The following is a 16118-nucleotide window of genomic DNA, read 5'->3' as shown; positions in this document are numbered from 1 at the left end:
TGTATGTCCGAAGCAATGATCGCCAGTTCCGAACAGTCCCTCAACCCAGAGCGGGAGCGCCGCCAGAAGCTGGAGTTGAACAAGCTGCAGAAACGTCTGCGCCGCGAAGTCGGGCAGGCGATTGCCGATTTCTCGATGATTGAAGCCGGCGATAAAGTCATGTGCTGCCTCAGCGGCGGCAAGGACTCTTACGCCATGCTCGATATTCTGCTCAACCTGCAGAAGAGCGCCCCGGTTTCGTTCGAGCTGATAGCCGTCAACCTTGATCAGAAACAGCCCGGATTTCCGGAAGAGGTGTTGCCCGAATACCTGTCCTCCATGGGTATCGAGTATCACATCATCGAGAAGGACACCTACAGTATTGTTAAGGAAAAAGTGCCGGAAGGGAAGACTACCTGCGGTCTATGCAGCCGGCTACGTCGTGGAATTCTCTATAATTTTGCGGAGGAGCACGGGGTTACCAAGATAGCCCTTGGTCACCACAGGGACGATCTGCTGGAAACCCTGTTCCTGAACATGTTCTATGGCGGCAAGCTCAAGTCGATGCCTCCGGTTCTGCACAGCGACGATGGCCGCAATACGGTTATCCGGCCGCTGGCCTACAGCCGGGAAAAAGATATCGCCCGTTATGCGGGGCTGCGGCAGTTCCCCATCATTCCCTGCAACCTGTGCGGTTCCCAGGAGAATCTTCAGCGCCAGGTGATAAAAGACATGTTCCAGGCCTGGGATAAGCACCACCCCGGTCGGCTGGAGACCATGTTCCGCGCCATGTGCAATGTGGAGCCCTCGCACCTGGCAGATACCAATCTGTATGATTTCAAGGAAGGCAAGCGCCTCGGTGGCAAGCGCCAGGCCGTTCATACGGCGGAACCCGAGGCACAAACAGACTTCGGGCGTTTGGATGTACTGAACATCTAGCCGGCTAGTGTCCGGCCAGATGCAGGAAAGGCAGTGTCCAGAGGCCGAACAGGATCAGCAGGCCGCCGGTGACTTTGCGAAATAACCGGTGGCTCTGCAAGCCGCGAATCCAATTGGCTGCGAACCCCGTGGCCAGCATCGAGGGCAGGGTGCCAAGCCCGAAAAACAGCATGGTCAGCGCTGCGGAGCCCACCGTGGGCTGCAGTGCTGCCCACCCCAGCGTGCTGTAAACCAACCCGCAGGGCAGCCAGCCCCATAGAGCTCCCAGAGCAAGTGCCTGGCCGCCGTGATTCACCGGCAGTAAGCGGCGGGTCAGGGGTGAAAGTCGCGCCCAGATTGGTGCGCCTACCCGCTCAACGTATCGGATCCCCTGCCACCATTGCCCCATGGACAGCCCCATGAAGATCAGCAGAAGCCCGGCCAGGGTGCGAAGCACGAGGCCTGCAGAGGCCCATTGGCTGGCGGCCGAGGTGCTGGCCAGCGCGACCAGGGTGGCGATCAGCACATAACTGCCGATTCGTCCGAAGTTGAAAGCCAGAAGCATGACGGTTTGCCGGAACCGGAAACCCCGGCCCACGGGAAGCGCCATTGACAGGGAAGCGCTGATACCGCCGCACATGCCGAGGCAGTGCGTACTGCCGAGCAGTCCGATCAGGAAGGCGCTCGGATAACTGAGGTAGAGTTCCGGATTCATCCTTTCTGGGAGTTATCCTCATCCGGATTGGCGCCCTTGCTGTCCTCCGATACGTGCTCAGGGGTTTGTTCTTCAGCAGCCGGTTTATCGGTGCGAGCGTCGTCCGGGATCATGTCCTTGTCGTCATCGTAAAGAATCCGATGGGCGGGGCCTTCGAGATCATCGTACTGACCGTTCTTGACCGCCCATGAAAACAGAACGATGCCCAGGGCCACCAGTATGAGCATCACCGGTACCAGGAACATTACGATTTGCACGGCGAAACCTCGTAGGAAAGAGTATAGGGTTTACGGTATCAGGACAGGGCCTGGGCGCCAACCGCCGGGTTTGGCTGAACCGTTTGCTTCGGTGCCTTGCCGAGTCTCAGCGCGTTCAACACAACGACCAGGGAACTGAGGGACATACCGATTGCTGCCAGCCAGGGCGGAACCATGCCTGCTGCTGCGAGGGGCAACGCGCAGACATTGTAGGCAAGTGCCCACCAGAGATTCTGTCGGATGATTCGCCGTGTCTGACGGCTGGTTTTCAGGGCTTCGACCAATTGCAGTAACTGGCCGTTCAGCAGAACTGCATCAGCTTTCAGTTGAGTCAGGTCTGCGGCTGTCCCCATGGCAACGGAGATTCCGGCGCCGGCCATGGACGGTAGATCGTTCAGCCCGTCGCCGACCATCATGATTTGCCTGCCCTCAGATTCCAGCTTCTGCAATACCGCCAGCTTTTCCTCCGGAGAAGCCTGCCCGATTGCTTCATCGATGCCCAGCATACCCGCCACCTGCTCAACGTGGCCTGATCGGTCGCCACTGAGCAGCAAAGTCCGAATGCCGGATTCCTGGAGGGCCTTGATGGCAGCTCGGGCATCATCCCGGGGTTGGTCGTCGAGCCTGAAGCAGGCCAGCCATTCGCGATCTGATGCCAGCCAGATCTCCATGCCTTGATGCTGCCCGGATTTGGGTACGGGTGCGCCTACATGCTGTTCGACAAATCCCCGATGGCCAATGAACACCGTCATAGTGCCCAGCTGGCCTGAGAGCCCACCACCCAAATGATTTTCCACATCTTCAACTGCAGCGGTATTCCGACGATGGAATACTCTGGCGATCGGATGTTCGGAGTATTTCTCGAGGCCGGCCGCAAGCTGCAGGCAGGTCTCCTCATCCATGCTGCCGACAACCTCTGTACCGGTGAGACTGAGCTCTCCGCGGGTCAAGGTTCCGGTTTTATCGAACACGACGGTATCGATGGTGTTCATTGATTCCAGGGTATGGCCCCTCGTCGGCAAAAAACCAAGGCGACGGAGCCTGACTGTTGCCGAGGTGATGGCGGTCGGGGTTGCCAGCGATAGCGCACAAGGGCAGGTTACCACCAGTACCGACAGGGTGATGTCGAAGGCGTTGTCGGCGCCAGCCAACCACCAGCCGATCCAGACCACCGGAGCCAGTATGAGTACCCGCCCGACAAATTTCCCCGCCATACGGTCGGCCATCATCGCGACCTCGGGCTTTTCCGATTGCACGCGATCCAGCACCCGGAGAATACCTGACAGCCGGGTTTGTGCGCCGGCCTTCACCACCCGCACATCGAGCGGATTCTCGCCGTTGACACTGCCGGCATGAACGGTATCCCCGGGGTAGCGGGTTTCAGGCAGATATTCTCCCGTCAGCGCAGCCTCGTTGAGAGTGGACTCTCCCCGCACGATCTCGCCATCCACGGGCAGGGTCTCACCGGGCCGAACCCGAACGATATCGCCGGGCCGAATCTGGTGGGCCGGCACTATGTCCGTATCATCACCGCTGACTCGTGTGGCAACCGTCGGCTGGAAACCTGCAAGGGCGTTTCCGGTTAGCCCCGCGCGGTAACGGGCCTGCACCTCAATATAACGACCGAGCAGCAGGAAGAAGGTAAACATACATACTGACTCGAAGTAGACTTCCTCGCCGCCAACGATGGTTACCCAGGCGCTGGCAAGGTAGGCAAGCCCGATCGCAATGGCAACCGGCACATCCATGGTCAGATGCCGGCTCTGTATATCCCGGCGCGCGTTTCGGAAAAAAGGGGCAGCGCTGTAGAGAACCACGGGAGTGGCAACCAGCAAGCTGAACCATCGAAAGAAGCTGACAAACTCCGGCGACAGATCGTTGACCAGCTCGAAGTACAGGGGAAAGGCCAGCATCATGCTCTGGAAAGAGCCTATGCCCGCGATGGCGACCCTGATAAGCATGGACCGGTGTTCGGCCTTGAGGGCCTGTTCCGCCTCGTCTGCCTGGTAGGGGCGGGCCGTATAACCCAGCTCATGAATGGCAATCAGAAGGTCGCTGAGCGGTGCCTGATCGGGGGACCAGACCAGCCGGGCTCTCTGTGTGGTGTGGTTTACCGAAAAGGAAACAACACCGGGCTGTTGTTTCATGTGGTTTTCAAGCAGCCAGATGCAGGCCGCGCAGGTAATCCCGCCAATCAGCAACTGGGCTTCTTGGGCCCCTTTGACAGGGGCAACAAAGGATTCCTGAATCAGGGGATGGTCAAGTTCCCTGATACGGTTCAATTCTGCTGCGGTCAGTTGCTTTGGTGTGACAGCCGGTTTTGTCCGAAAATCATAAAAACCGGTCAGACCCTCACTGTGGATGGTCTGGCAAACCGCCTTGCAGCCCTGGCAGCAGAAGTGGCGAGTTGTGCCATCAAGCTCAAGGGTAATGGGCGGCTCACCATCTGCCGGTTCACCGCAGTGAAAGCAATCCAGGCTGGTCAACCTTGGGCAGACTCCCCGGCCTTGACCGTTATGCCGCTCTCGGAAGGCAGCCAGGCTTCTCCTTTGAGACGCCACTCGTTGGCCGGACCACGGAGGTCGTAGTACCAGCGACCGTCAATATCGTTATGGAGCTTTCCGGCAAATCGTCCCGGGGCAACTTGCTGGAACTGGATGGTGCGGTCCTTGTCCGAAAGCGTTGGATGGAACAGGTTGAGAATCAGATAGGGGAAATCCGCCGGACCGTCAACGGTATTCAGATCCACGGTGATGTTCCGGTTCTGGAAATCGATCCGGGCTTCCATCCCCAGATCCACAGCTTTCTGGTCCCGGGCAATGGACATATTGATACCGCGACCTTCCTTGGACCAGTCGTCGGTGACCATTGCATTTTCAGTGCTGACAGCAATCGTAATGGCAACGGCGCAATAAATAATGGATGCGCCCGGGAATATCAGCAGGAACCAGAACCAGGGCTGGCGGTACCAGGGTGCTACGGGTGTTTCAGTTGTCATAAATCGGTGTCTCGTTAATGCGGTCAGGTCCGGGCAGTCAGAAATCAGCGCGTTGGACCGACAAATCGGCTTTCAGTTTCAAGGCTGAGCGAAGAATCCGTCTCGGATTGCGCCCTGAACACGATATCGTTGTTGGACTCGGTAATGGATTCCGGAGGCACATCGACAACGGTCGGCAATGAGCGGTTTTCCCCGCTTTCAACGGTTACCGAGGTGTCAGTCAGGATTCGGATCCCCTCCAGGCCGGTCACGGCGAGAGTGAAGGTCTGGGGCACCTCTGTCATATTGGCAATTTTCAGCGTGTAGGAGTTCTCGATCCGACCTTCGCCATTGAAACTGTAGAGGGCGCCGCGATCACGGAGGGCATCCATTTGCGCCGGTACCCGTGTGGCTATTGCGAAAATAATGGCCGCAATCATCAACGACAGGACCGCGCCATAGCCAAAGGTTCGTGGCCGCAGGAGCTTCGAGGTCTTACCCTCGAGTTCATTCTCCGTGGTATAGCGGATCAGGCCCCTCGGGTAGTTCATTTTATCCATGATTTCGTCACAGGCATCAATGCAAAGGGCACAGCCGATACACTCGTACTGAAGCCCGTCTCTGATATCGATACCCGTTGGGCATACCTGGACGCACTGGCCACAGTCGATACAATCGCCGAGGCCGGCCTCTGCCGGATCCACGCCCTTTTTGCGGCCACCCCGTGGCTCGCCGCGGTTTGGATCGTAGGAGACCACGCGGGTGTTGGGGTCAAACATGACGGACTGGAAGCGGGCATAAGGACACATGTACAGGCAAACCTGCTCACGCATCCAGCCAGCGTTCAGATAGGTGGCGACAGTAAAGAAGGCCACCCAGAAATAGGCCCAGCCATTGGCCTGCAAGGTAAACAGGTCTGCGATCAGTTCCCGGATCGGGTAAAAGTAGCCGACAAAGGTCAGGCCGGTAGCCAGGGCGATCAGGAGCCATACCGTGTGTTTGGCGGATTTCTTGGCAATCTTGCTGGCGGAACTGGGAGCTTTGTCCAGTTTCATCCGCTTGTTTCGGCTGCCTTCTATGCGCTCCTCAACCCACATGAAAATGAACGTCCAGACTGTCTGCGGACACGTGTAGCCACACCAGACCCGGCCAAACAGGGTGGTAATGAAGAACAGGCCAAAGGCACAGATAATCAACATTCCCGATAGCAGGATGAAATCCTTCGGGTAGAAAGTGGCTCCGTACAAATGGAACTCACGGGCAGGGAGGTCAAAATGGATCAGGGGTTGTCCGTCCAGCGTGAACCAGACGAACGCAAAGTACATGCCCATTAGCAGCGTCAGGCTGACATTACGAATACGCTGAAAGAAGCCTTTGACTTCCTTGACGTAAATCTTCTTGCGGCTGGCGTAAAGCTCGACGGTTCCGGATTTATTATTGTTGTCGGAGGGGTCAGAGGATGGGTCAACCTGTTTGACCGGAATCTCACTGCTCATCGTTACCTCCAGGAACAGGGTAATGCGGGGCAACAGGCCTTTAGTCTGCTGATCTTTTCAAGCCTGTGCCCGCACGCAGACACAGGGTTGAAAAGACCGGGCCGGGGTCAAACCCCGGCCGGCTGACTCAGTTCGAGAGGCTGTAAACGTAAGCCGCGAGAATCTGAATCTGATCGTCTGAAAGCAGGCGATCCTGAGCTGGCATCTGGTTTTGGCGACCGTTCATGACGGTCTCCTTGATCCACTCATAGGTGGAGCCATAGAGCCAGGTGTTGTCGGTCAGGTTGGGCGCGCCCAGAGCCTGCATACCTTTACCCTCAGGGCCATGACAGGCCACGCAAGCCTGGGCAAAGACCTGTTCGCCCGCTTTGGCAGCCTCGGCGTCTTTTTCGCGGCCACTGAAGCTCAGAACGTAGTTCACAACCTGGTCAACCTGCTCGTTGGTCATGCTGGGCATGGTGCCTTTTGCTGGCATGTTACCCATACGGCCGTTATGGAGGGTCTCCAGGATTGCCTCAGGGGTACCGCCCCAGAGCCAGTCGTCGTCGGTCAGGTTGGGGAAGCCAACCTGGCCACGAGCGGCAGAGCCGTGGCAAACCGCACAGTTGTTGGCGAACAGACGCTGTCCGATTTTCATGGCGTCGTCATTCGCGGCCAGCTCGGGGACCGGGGTCTGGCCGTACTGGGCGTAGATTTCACCGTATTTCTCTTCTGCTTCTGCTACTTCGGCTTCCCATTGATTAACGGCGGTCCAGCCCAGAAGGCCTTTCCAGTTACCCAGGCCGGGGTAGAGAGCCAGATAACCGAGCGCAAAAATACAGGTCGCCAGGAACAGATAGAACCACCACTTGGGCAGCGGGTTATCGTATTCCTCAATGCCATCAAAGGAATGGCCCATGGTGCGATCGGTTTCGGTATCGTTCGTCTGGCTCTTGCGGGTCGCCCAAAGCAACCACCAGCAGCCGAATACGGTACCGAGCACGATCACACTGATCCAGATGCTCCAAAAGGTACTCATTCTTTTTTCTCCGTTTTTTCCTGTTCGAGCGTACGCTTTTCCACGTCGTCATCGTCGAAGGGCAGGTGGGCTGCCTCGTCGTTGGCCTTCTTGCGGTGGGCGCTGTACGCCCACCAGACGATTCCAAGGAAAACCGCCATTACCAGAAGTGTGTGAATACCGCGTAACTCATTAATATCCATGGGTTCACCGTTTGTCTGAAATCACTGTACCCAGCTGTTGCAGGTACGCGACCAGAGCCTCGATTTCGAATTTGCCTTCTACCTGGGCAGACGCTTCGGCAATCTGCTCATCGGTGTAGGGCACGCCCAGCGTCTGGAGGGTCTCCATTTTTGCGGCGGTCTTGGTGTGATCTACCCGGTCTTCGAACAGCCACGGGAAGGCCGGCATGTTCGATTCGGGCACAACGCTGCGCGGATCATAAAGGTGCTGGCGCTGCCAGGCGTCCGAATAACGACCGCCTACACGGGCCAGATCCGGACCGGTGCGCTTGGAACCCCACAGGAACGGACGGTCATACACGAACTCGCCCGCAACGGAGTAGTGGCCATAGCGCTCAGTCTCCGCCCGGAACGGACGGATCTGCTGGGTATGGCACACGTGGCAGCCTTCACGGATGTAGATATCCCGGCCTTCCAGTTCCAGGGCCGAAAGGGGCTCAAGACCCTCCACCGGTTCATTGGTTTCCTTCAGGAAGAACAGGGGCACTACTTCGGCAAGAAAACCGCCGCTGATGGTCAGGACGATCAGCACGATCATCAGACCAAGGTTCTTTTCAACTATTTCGTGTTTCATCTGATCTCTCTCCCGTTACGCCGGCTGGGTTGCCGCGTTGTCCTGCGCAATCGCATCTTTCTGGCGAACGGTCATGTAAACGTTGTAAGCCATGATAAGCATGCCGGTCAGGAAGATAGCGCCGCCAAGGAAGCGGACGAAGTAGCCGGGGTAAGAGGCCTCCAGTGCTTCAACAAAGCTGTAGGTCAGAGTGCCGTCCTGGTTGACCGCACGCCACATCAGGCCCTGCATAATGCCGTTGACCCACATGGCAACGATGTACAGTACGGTACCTACTGTCGCCAGCCAGAAGTGGGCGTTGATCAGGGCTGTGCTGTACATGGCCTGAACACCCCAAAGCTTGGGAATCAGGTGGTAAACGGCACCGATACTGATCATGGCAACCCAGCCCAGGGCACCGGAGTGAACGTGGCCGATGGTCCAGTCAGTGTTGTGGGAAAGCGCGTTAACGGTCTTGATGGACATCATCGGACCTTCAAACGTGGACATGCCGTAGAAAGACAGTGAAACCACCAGGAAGCGAAGAATCGGATCGGTACGCAGTTTGTGCCATGCGCCCGAGAGGGTCATCATGCCGTTGATCATGCCGCCCCAGGAAGGTGCAAGCAGAATCAGGGACATAACCATGCCTGCGGTCTGTGCCCAGTCTGGCAGTGCAGAGTAGTGCAGGTGGTGACCACCGGCCCAAACGTAGGTGGCGATCAGGGCCCAGAAGTGGACGATCGACAGACGATAAGAGTAAACAGGGCGATTGGCCTGCTTGGGAACGAAGTAGTACATCATGCCCAGGAAGCCTGCGGTCAGGAAGAAGCCTACCGCGTTATGGCCATACCACCATTGCATCATCGCGTCGGTAACGCCGGCATAGGCAGAGTAAGACTTGAAAGCACTGGCGGGCAGCGCCATGTTGTTACCGATGTGCAGGCATGCAACGGTAATGATGAATGCGCCGTAGAACCAGTTGGCCACATAAATGTGGGGGGTGCTGCGCTTCATGACCGTTCCGAAGAACACGAGCGCGTAGGTTACCCAGACAATGGCGATGGCAATATCGATCGGCCATTCAAGTTCGGCATATTCCTTGGAAGAGGTAAGGCCGAGCGGCAGGGTAATTGCTGCGGCGACAATGATCGCCTGCCAGCCCCAGAAGGTGAAGGAAGCCAGCCCATCGGAAATCAGTCGGGCCTGACAGGTGCGCTGCACCACGTAGTACGAGGTAGCGAACAAGGCACTTCCACCAAAGCCGAAGATAACGGCGTTGGTATGCAGCGGCCTGAGACGGCCGAAGTGGGTAAAGGGCAGGTCGAGGTTGAGGGACGGCCAAACCAGCTGTGCTGCAATCAGCACACCCAGCGCCATACCTACAATACCCCATACCACTGTCATGATGGCGAATTGTCTCACCACCTTGTAGTTGTATGTCAGGTTTGCATTTACTGTGCTCATAGCCTTACCAATGGGTTTATAGTGGGGAAATATGCGGGCGCAAGTATGGAGAAACGGTAAGCTGTTTGCAATGACTCAGGTCAACTCCTGACATCCGTCAAATGCGCCGAAATCAGCAACATGGCTTCCTTTTCAGTACCGTTATTGGAGTTGTTCAAGCGTAGGGAATATGTGTTGCCTGAGAGCAATGATAGTCGCTTAAAGGGATGAGGTGAATTCTGTGGAGTTGATTAAGACCAAAGGCTATGAAAGTCATTCTAAAGTCGTGCTGATTCTGGCGCACGGTGCTGGAGCGCCGGCCGACTCGACCTTCATGGAAGACCTGTCTGCGGCTCTTGAGCGTGAGGGTATTGGAACTATTCGCTTTGAGTTTCCCTACATGCAGAAACGTCGCAAGGATGGAAAGAAGCGTCCGCCAGACCGGGAGCCGGTACTGCTGGAGTACTTTTCCGGGGTAATTGACCGGGTTCGGGCAGAGCTAGGGAGCACCAGTCTGATTCTGGTTGGGGGTAAGTCCATGGGCGGCCGCATGGCGAGCATTCTCGCCAGCCGTCGGGACGATATTGATGGTGTGATCTGTTTTGGCTATCCCTTCCATCCACCGGGGAAGCTGGACCGTTGGCGAACCGCACACTTCCGGGATCTGAACTGCCCGATTCTGGTGCTGCAGGGAACGCGGGACCCGTTTGGCAAGCCCGACGAGCTGGAGGACCATCAACAGGAACTCGAAGCCATCGATTTGCGCTGGCTGGAAGGCGGCAATCACGATTTCCAGACCCTGAAAAGTCAGCCACAGACCCAGAGTGAGCTGATTGCGCAGGCTGCCCGGGAAACCCGGATCTTTGTAGATGAGCGGCTTGAAGTCTGAGCGTTACTCCGCCGCGATCGTTTCAGACAGCTGAGCGCGGTTGCGACCCTCGCTTTTCGCGCGATAGAGCGCTTCATCCGCTCGCTCGAACAGCTGGTTCTGGGTCTCACCGGGGTTGAGCGACGCGATTCCAGCACTCAGAGTCATTCTCACCTCGGTGCCATCCGGCGACAGAAGCGGCGTGCTGGCGATGTCTTTCAGCAATGCCGAACAGACGTTCAGGGCGCCTGCGGCATCGGTTCCCGGTAGCAGCAATGCAAACTCCTCACCGCCAAAACGGATGGCGACATCCCGCGGACGCTTTACATGCCGGGTCAGCATTTCGGCTATAAATTGAAGGCAGGTATCGCCGAAGCCGTGGCCCCAGGTGTCGTTTATGCTCTTGAAGTGGTCAGCGTCGACCAGGGCCAGGGTCAATGGTTGGGAGGTTCGACGGGCCTCGGCGCATAGCTCTGGGAATATGTTGTTCAGGTGTCTCCGGTTATGCAGGCCCGTAAGGGCGTCGTTGAGGCTCATTGTCGATAATTTCCGGTTGGCCTTTTCCAGTTCCCTCATGGTATTTCTCAGCTGCGCTGTGCGCTCGTGCACCTTGAATTCCAGCTCTGTCCTTGCATTGTGTTCCACATCGAGAAGCTTCTGGTTGAGCAGGCGCCATCTCTGGACCATGGCATAGTTCAGTAGAATCACCTGTCCACCAACCGCTGATTGCATAAGGGCTTCCCTTGCCAGGAAGTCTGTGAGATAGCCAAATGCGGCGAGGGCGTAGATCAGTCCTCCAACCAGCATGATCAGCCACGCCATCAGGTACCAGATGGCGGGTTGATAGCCCTGCTTCCAGCGGACGGCTGCAATGATGAACAGGCTCGAAATAACCGTGATCGCCAGAACCGTGTTAAGCAGAATGGTCTTGTTGTAGGGCAGGATCAGAGTGAGAAGCAGAAACCCGATGCAGAACCAGGCCTGCCCCTTGAGCACGGTCTCGGAGATGGTTCCCTTTTCCACTTCCAGGAACGAACGGCCAAAAAGTATCATGGCAAGGGCGCAAAGCGACAAAGATAGAGGGATCGAAGTGTTGGCAAAGCTGGCGTTGTCTGGCCAGAAGTACTGATTCGCAAAGCCGCCCATGGCGAACAGGAACAGCCCCAGTGCCGCCAGGTAGAACGCGTTGTAGAAGTAATAGCCGGTCCCGGAGCTGAAAAAGAGTAGCAGGTTGAAAACCGCGAATACGAGGAGGGCTCCGTAAAAAAGCCCGTGGGTCAGTGTCAGGTGATTGCTGTGGGCAATCACTTCTGCCGCAGTTTCAAAGCTGAGCGGCACGTTGAGAGCGCCATTGCTGTGGATCCGGATTGTTAAAGACCGTGTCTCGCCGCCATCCAGGGTGACGGGGAGTAGAAAATATCGGTAGTCTACCGCTCGTGATGCGAAAGGCCGCTGATCACCGGTAGCAAGGGTTTCCGTAATTCCGTCGCCCGTTTGCCAGAAGGTCACTTCGTCCAGCAGGGGATAGTTGACCTTAAGGTACCAAGCGGAGCGTTCAGTTCCGGGGTTCCTGACTTGCAGGTGGACCCAATAAACGGATTTGGTGTGACTGAAAACCAGGTCCCGCCCGTTCGCTGGCGTCCACTCGAGATCTTCAGGAAGCTCGGTCGGATCCTTTGCCTGATGGCCGGGTGCGCCCGGCGGCGCGCTGTAATAGCAAACGTATTGCATCAATGACGCGCGGGTAGCAGGATCGGTCGCATCGAGTGTGGGGCAGCCAGACGGCCGGGATCCTGCGTCTGGCAGTGCCAGCGCAGGGATCAGCAAAAGGCTGAGAATGGCAATCAAGCGCAAAACGGACGTCATTCATGGCTTCCCGCGTCTATCAGAGCGGGAAGTGTAGCCAGAGAGGACAATCCGCGCTGTTAAACAGATTCAACTTTTACGGGTTGGTTTTCAGCCCTCTTTCAGGAAATGCATGGAACAGATTCTCGTGTTTTGCCGGCCCGGCTTTGAAACCGAAGCCGGCCGTGAAATGACTGACTCAGCCGCGGAAAAGGGTGTTTTCGGCTATTTCGAGCCTGTTAAAGATCAGGGGCTGGTGCGTTTTTATCCGGCTGCGCCCGAAACCGCGGAAGATGTGATGGCCCGCCTCATGCTTGAGGAGCTGGTATTTATTCGGGACTGGATCGTCGTGCTCGGAGAATTCAGCTTGCCCGAAACTGACAGGGTGGGTGCCGTGATAGAGGGGCTTCGGGATCTCGGGCGAGGCTATCCCGGATGTGCGCGGCTTGAGGTCAGGTTGCCTGAAAACAATGCTGACAGCGATCTTGGAAATTTTGCCCGAAAGTGGGTATCGCCGCTCTCTCGGGGCCTGCGCGGAGCCGGCCTGCTCAAGGCCGACCAGAATGCCCAGGCTCCGGCGCGTCTGGAAATTCTTCTGCAGGACTTCTCTTCGGCGGTTGTCGGTTTCAGCCTCACGGATAACCGGGCCCGTTATGTTGGTGGTATTCCGCGGCTGCGGCTGCCAGCATCGGCGCCCAGTCGGTCTGCGCTCAAGCTGGAAGAGGCCTGGAAGGTGTTTTTACCACCGGAACAAGAACTTGAATACCTTGGTGGTGGCAAGAAAGCCGCAGACCTGGGGGCCGCACCCGGTGGCTGGACCTGGCAGCTTGTACGCCGGGGTATGATGGTAACGGCCGTGGATAACGGTCCCATGCAGGCCGAACTGATGGCGTCGGGGCAGGTGGAGCATGTGGAAGCGGATGGTTATAGCTGGCGTCCCAGGCGGGGGATCGACTGGATGGTTTGCGATATTGTGGACCAGCCCCGGAAAACTGCAAAGCTGGCGGTGACCTGGCTCGGCGAAGGCCTTTGTCGTTACACGGTATTCAATCTCAAATTGCCGATGAAAATGCGGTACGACGAGTGGCTAACCTGTCGTGATATCCTCGTGAATGGCCTGAGCCAGGCGGGCATCGGCTTTCGTCTCAAGGCCCGCCACTTGTATCATGACAGGGAGGAGATCACCTGTTTTATTGAACGGACTGGCTAAAAGACGCTCTGTTCCAGGACGGTGATGTGCTCGTCTTCGTCCATCATGGGGATGAGTTCCAGCATGAGCTCGCGACGTTCGTCGGAGTGGAACCAGCGGTCCCAATCCGCTTCGGATCGCCAATTGGCCAGGGTAAACCGGTGATTGGGGTCATGGCTGTCTGCCAGGGTTTCTCCGGAAATGAAGCCGGGTGCACTCACAGCCTGCTGCAGAACCTTCCGGGAACGTTCTTCGTAAGCTTCTTCCAGAGTCTCGGCAATGTGACGTTCAATCAGAACCCGGATCATGACAAACCTCCAAGTGTTTTAATGGTTATAAACAATAATTTAGCAGGTTTTTACGAAAAATCAGGTTCAATGATAGGAGAACTAGTGTGAGCGCAACCGAATACGACCTGGAGCTGGACGCCCGTGGTCTTTTCTGTCCGGAGCCGGTCATGGTGCTGCATAACCGGATAAACGATGTTCAGCCCGGAGGCGTGTTGCGAGTTGTGGCCACTGATCCTTCCACGACCCGGGATATACCGAGATTCTGCCAGTTCCTCGGCCACGAGCTGATTAGTAAGGTCGAAGACGATGACCTGTTTGTCTACCTGATACGCCGGGGGCAATAGAAGAGCTGCTCGTTGGTTAAACCTCCGGGCGTAGCGTCCGGAGGTGCCCCAGAAATTCCTCCCGATCCATTTCGCCCAGCACCCTTCGTTGGGGCAGCTCTTCTCCATTGGTGCCATAGAACAGTATGGCCGGCGGTCCGAAGAGGCCGAGTTCGTCCAGCATTGCCTGTTGTTCCGGTGTATTGTCGGTCATGTCGATCTGCAGCAAGGTGTAGGGGGCAAGCGCCTGAATCACATCCGGCTTACTGAACACGTTGCGCTCCATGACCTTGCAGGAGATACACCAGTCGGCATAGAAATCCAGCACAACGGGCCTGCCCTGTTCCCGGGCCTGCTGCAACATTGTCCGGATTTCAGCGGGCTGTTCGACGCGCACGAAATCCGCGTGCTGAAGACCTGGGGTGCCAACGGCACCGGATGACGCCGAGGCTATCGTGAAGGGTGCCAGAGGCTTCAGCGGGTCGTTGGCGCCGCCCATAGCGCCGGCGAGCAGAGCAAGGCCATAGGCGAAAAGAACCAGGCCAAGTCCTTTACGGGTGCGCTCCCAACCTGCCTTTGCGGCATCAAAGGCGCCCAGCTGGACGCCGGTGATGGCAACAAGAAGACCCCATAATGTCAGCGCCAGCCACCCCGGGACCAGACGCTCAACCAGCCAGATGGCCACCGCCAGTAACATTACCCCGTAGAAGTGTTTCACCGCGGTCATCCAGTGGCCGGTTGTTGGCAGCAGTTTCCGCCCTCCCACGGCTACCAGAATCAAAGGAATGCCCATGCCCAGACCTAGTGCAAAAAGCGCGACACCACCGATTACGGCGTCCTGGGTGGTGGAGATATACAGCAGACTGCCCGCCAGCGGCGCCGAGACACAGGGCGATACGATGAGGGCAGACAGGGCGCCAATACCGAAGATGCTGAACACCCGGCTACCGGTGAGGCGATGGCTGGCGTCATTGAGTGGTTCGCGAATGAAGCGGGGAAGCTGGATTTCGAACAGATCAAACATCGACAGGGCGAATACAACGAACAGCAGGGCAAAGACGCTCAAAACCCAGGGTGACTGCAGCTGTGCCTGAAGGTTGAAGCTGGCGCCGAGCAAGCCTGTCAGCACCCCGGCTGCGGCGTATGTCAGTGCCATGCCCAGAACGTAGCTGCCGGACAAGAGCAGGGCATGACCGGTGGTTCGGGTGTTCCTGCCAGAAACCAGCGATGAAATTATCGGTACCATGGGCAGGACGCAGGGGGTAAAGGTCAGTCCCAGCCCCAGCAGCAGAAACACCCCTGCGATTACGAGGGTAGATTGCTGAGCGAGAAAACCGGCAAGACCGGTGGCGGTCTCGGTGTCCACGGGGACGCTCTGGCCCCCGGAAAAGCCGGCTGCCGAGGCGGCTTGAGAGCCTGAGCCGCCGCTGCCCTGATAGAAAAGTACATCCCGTGTCTGGGGCGGGTAGCACAGCCCCGCCTTCGCGCAACCCTGATAGGTTACCTGCAGCTCAGCTTCCCGGATGCCGGCAGGAAGGGAGACCGGAACACGGGCTTCAATGGGGTCGAAAAATACCGTGGTTTTGCCGAAGAATTCGTCTTCCGTGACCGTTCCCGGCGCCGAGAAAACCGGTTCGCCGAGAGCGACATTAGAGTCTTTGGCGGTAATGCTGACTCGTTCTCGATAAAGATAGTGCCCGGGTGTGATATCCCAGGAAAGAACCACGGAGTCGGCATTGGTGGTGAAGCTGAAGGGCAGTGCTTCGTCTACCGGCAGGAACTCGTTACCCTGGCCGCCAAACAGGGAGCTGCCATTACCGCCAAGGGCCCAGGAAGCCGAGGCCCATAGCGCGAGGGTAAGTGCGAGAAACAGGCCAAGCGATTTCGCCCATTGGCGTTTCATCTTTGATACTGCAGCGAAAGCCATCATCGATTGTATGATTTCCCGGTTAGTGTCTCTTTAATCAGAGTCTTTAAAAAGCTGACTGTTACAGCAAAATCGCTGCCGGCCAATGCCAGCAAT

At 57.2% G+C, this 16118-nt stretch carries 16 protein-coding genes; 4 read left to right on the top strand and 12 right to left on the bottom strand.

Translation table 11 applies throughout. The annotated features are described in order from the left end of the window. Nucleotides 1-3 precede the first annotated feature (3 nt). Complete coding sequence (ttcA, locus tag SIC15_RS11865; RefSeq protein WP_412535990.1) at nt 4-918, top strand: tRNA 2-thiocytidine(32) synthetase TtcA; 915 nt, start codon at nt 4-6, stop codon at nt 916-918. Between the two features lie 4 nt (nt 919-922). Here the strand turns inward: ttcA and SIC15_RS11860 are convergent, their stop codons facing one another. From SIC15_RS11860 to ccoN, 9 genes are all read right to left on the bottom strand, one after another. Beyond that, nucleotides 923-1612 (bottom strand): sulfite exporter TauE/SafE family protein, encoded by a 690-nt coding sequence (locus tag SIC15_RS11860; protein ID WP_153633543.1) that lies wholly within the window; start codon nt 1610-1612, stop codon nt 923-925. Beyond that, the gene (gene ccoS / locus SIC15_RS11855) at nt 1609-1869 is read right to left on the bottom strand and encodes a cbb3-type cytochrome oxidase assembly protein CcoS (protein ID WP_412535989.1); all 261 of its coding nucleotides are present in this window, start codon (nt 1867-1869) and stop codon (nt 1609-1611) included. Before ccoS ends, SIC15_RS11860 begins: the two co-directional genes overlap by 4 nt. 38 nt (nt 1870-1907) lie before the next feature. After that, entirely contained in the window at nt 1908-4355 is a 2448-nt protein-coding gene (locus SIC15_RS11850) for a heavy metal translocating P-type ATPase (protein ID WP_412535988.1), read from the bottom strand. Then, nucleotides 4352-4867, bottom strand: coding sequence for a FixH family protein (locus SIC15_RS11845; protein ID WP_069183356.1), 516 nt, complete (start codon nt 4865-4867; stop codon nt 4352-4354). Before SIC15_RS11845 ends, SIC15_RS11850 begins: the two co-directional genes overlap by 4 nt. Nucleotides 4868-4911: 44 nt before the next feature. Continuing rightward, nucleotides 4912-6342, bottom strand: a complete 1431-nt coding sequence (gene ccoG / locus SIC15_RS11840) for a cytochrome c oxidase accessory protein CcoG (RefSeq protein WP_412535987.1) — start codon at nt 6340-6342, stop codon at nt 4912-4914. Between the two features lie 127 nt (nt 6343-6469). Continuing rightward, complete coding sequence (ccoP, locus tag SIC15_RS11835; RefSeq protein ID WP_412535986.1) at nt 6470-7360, bottom strand: cytochrome-c oxidase, cbb3-type subunit III; 891 nt, start codon at nt 7358-7360, stop codon at nt 6470-6472. Beyond that, complete coding sequence (locus SIC15_RS11830) at nt 7357-7542, bottom strand: CcoQ/FixQ family Cbb3-type cytochrome c oxidase assembly chaperone (RefSeq protein ID WP_064230202.1); 186 nt, start codon at nt 7540-7542, stop codon at nt 7357-7359. The genes ccoP and SIC15_RS11830 overlap by 4 nt, the downstream gene beginning before the upstream one ends. Nucleotides 7543-7546: 4 nt before the next feature. After that, nucleotides 7547-8155, bottom strand: a complete 609-nt coding sequence (ccoO, locus tag SIC15_RS11825; RefSeq protein WP_064230201.1) for a cytochrome-c oxidase, cbb3-type subunit II — start codon at nt 8153-8155, stop codon at nt 7547-7549. Between the two features lie 15 nt (nt 8156-8170). Further along, nucleotides 8171-9601: a cytochrome-c oxidase, cbb3-type subunit I gene (ccoN, locus tag SIC15_RS11820; protein ID WP_136631816.1), complete on the bottom strand. Its 1431-nt coding sequence runs from the start codon at nt 9599-9601 to the stop codon at nt 8171-8173. A gap of 220 nt (nt 9602-9821) precedes the next feature. Between ccoN and SIC15_RS11815 the strand changes: the two genes are divergently transcribed. After that, a complete protein-coding gene (locus tag SIC15_RS11815; protein ID WP_412535985.1) occupies nt 9822-10469 on the top strand; it encodes an alpha/beta family hydrolase in 648 nt (215 codons plus the stop codon). A gap of 3 nt (nt 10470-10472) precedes the next feature. Here the strand turns inward: SIC15_RS11815 and SIC15_RS11810 are convergent, their stop codons facing one another. Next, on the bottom strand, nt 10473-12314 hold the full coding sequence (locus SIC15_RS11810) for a diguanylate cyclase (RefSeq protein ID WP_412535984.1): 1842 nt from the start codon (nt 12312-12314) through the stop codon (nt 10473-10475). Between the two features lie 112 nt (nt 12315-12426). On the opposite strand from SIC15_RS11810, the gene rlmM reads away from it, so the two are divergent. Further along, nucleotides 12427-13503, top strand: a complete 1077-nt coding sequence (gene rlmM, locus SIC15_RS11805; protein ID WP_412535983.1) for a 23S rRNA (cytidine(2498)-2'-O)-methyltransferase RlmM — start codon at nt 12427-12429, stop codon at nt 13501-13503. Here rlmM and SIC15_RS11800 read toward each other — a convergent pair. Next, nucleotides 13500-13790, bottom strand: a complete 291-nt coding sequence (locus SIC15_RS11800) for an antibiotic biosynthesis monooxygenase family protein (RefSeq protein WP_069183365.1) — start codon at nt 13788-13790, stop codon at nt 13500-13502. The genes rlmM and SIC15_RS11800 overlap by 4 nt on opposite strands. 149 nt (nt 13791-13939) lie before the next feature. Here SIC15_RS11800 and SIC15_RS11795 point away from each other — a divergent pair, with 149 nt between their 5' ends. Beyond that, on the top strand, nt 13940-14116 hold the full coding sequence (locus SIC15_RS11795; RefSeq protein WP_412537613.1) for a sulfurtransferase TusA family protein: 177 nt from the start codon (nt 13940-13942) through the stop codon (nt 14114-14116). A 16-nt stretch (nt 14117-14132) separates the two neighbouring features. Here the strand turns inward: SIC15_RS11795 and dsbD are convergent, their stop codons facing one another. Next, the gene (gene dsbD / locus SIC15_RS11790; protein ID WP_412535982.1) at nt 14133-16025 is read right to left on the bottom strand and encodes a protein-disulfide reductase DsbD; all 1893 of its coding nucleotides are present in this window, start codon (nt 16023-16025) and stop codon (nt 14133-14135) included. Between the last annotated feature and the right edge of the window lie 93 nt (nt 16026-16118).

Origin of the sequence: Marinobacter sp. MIT932201 (genome assembly GCF_047123295.1) — a bacterium.
GTDB lineage: Bacteria > Pseudomonadota > Gammaproteobacteria > Pseudomonadales > Oleiphilaceae > Marinobacter > Marinobacter salsuginis.
Note: the sequence above shows the minus strand (reverse complement) of the source record. Positions and strands in the feature narration are given on the sequence as shown.

What these genes read in the sequence shown, in the direction of transcription:
- SIC15_RS11810 (WP_412535984.1), bottom strand. Translation starts at nt 12,314, where the DNA reads ATGACGTCCGTTTTGCGCTTGATTGCCATTCTCAGCCTTTTGCTGATC.
- SIC15_RS11860 (WP_153633543.1), bottom strand. Translation starts at nt 1,612, where the DNA reads ATGAATCCGGAACTCTACCTCAGTTATCCGAGCGCCTTCCTGATCGGA.
- ccoO (WP_064230201.1), bottom strand. Translation starts at nt 8,155, where the DNA reads ATGAAACACGAAATAGTTGAAAAGAACCTTGGTCTGATGATCGTGCTG.
- SIC15_RS11800 (WP_069183365.1), bottom strand. Translation starts at nt 13,790, where the DNA reads ATGATCCGGGTTCTGATTGAACGTCACATTGCCGAGACTCTGGAAGAA.
- ccoG (WP_412535987.1), bottom strand. Translation starts at nt 6,342, where the DNA reads ATGAGCAGTGAGATTCCGGTCAAACAGGTTGACCCATCCTCTGACCCC.
- SIC15_RS11845 (WP_069183356.1), bottom strand. Translation starts at nt 4,867, where the DNA reads ATGACAACTGAAACACCCGTAGCACCCTGGTACCGCCAGCCCTGGTTC.
- ccoP (WP_412535986.1), bottom strand. Translation starts at nt 7,360, where the DNA reads ATGAGTACCTTTTGGAGCATCTGGATCAGTGTGATCGTGCTCGGTACC.
- ttcA (WP_412535990.1), top strand. Translation starts at nt 4, where the DNA reads ATGTCCGAAGCAATGATCGCCAGTTCCGAACAGTCCCTCAACCCAGAG.
- SIC15_RS11830 (WP_064230202.1), bottom strand. Translation starts at nt 7,542, where the DNA reads ATGGATATTAATGAGTTACGCGGTATTCACACACTTCTGGTAATGGCG.
- rlmM (WP_412535983.1), top strand. Translation starts at nt 12,427, where the DNA reads ATGGAACAGATTCTCGTGTTTTGCCGGCCCGGCTTTGAAACCGAAGCC.
- ccoN (WP_136631816.1), bottom strand. Translation starts at nt 9,601, where the DNA reads ATGAGCACAGTAAATGCAAACCTGACATACAACTACAAGGTGGTGAGA.
- SIC15_RS11795 (WP_412537613.1), top strand. Translation starts at nt 13,940, where the DNA reads ATGGTGCTGCATAACCGGATAAACGATGTTCAGCCCGGAGGCGTGTTG.
- dsbD (WP_412535982.1), bottom strand. Translation starts at nt 16,025, where the DNA reads ATGATGGCTTTCGCTGCAGTATCAAAGATGAAACGCCAATGGGCGAAA.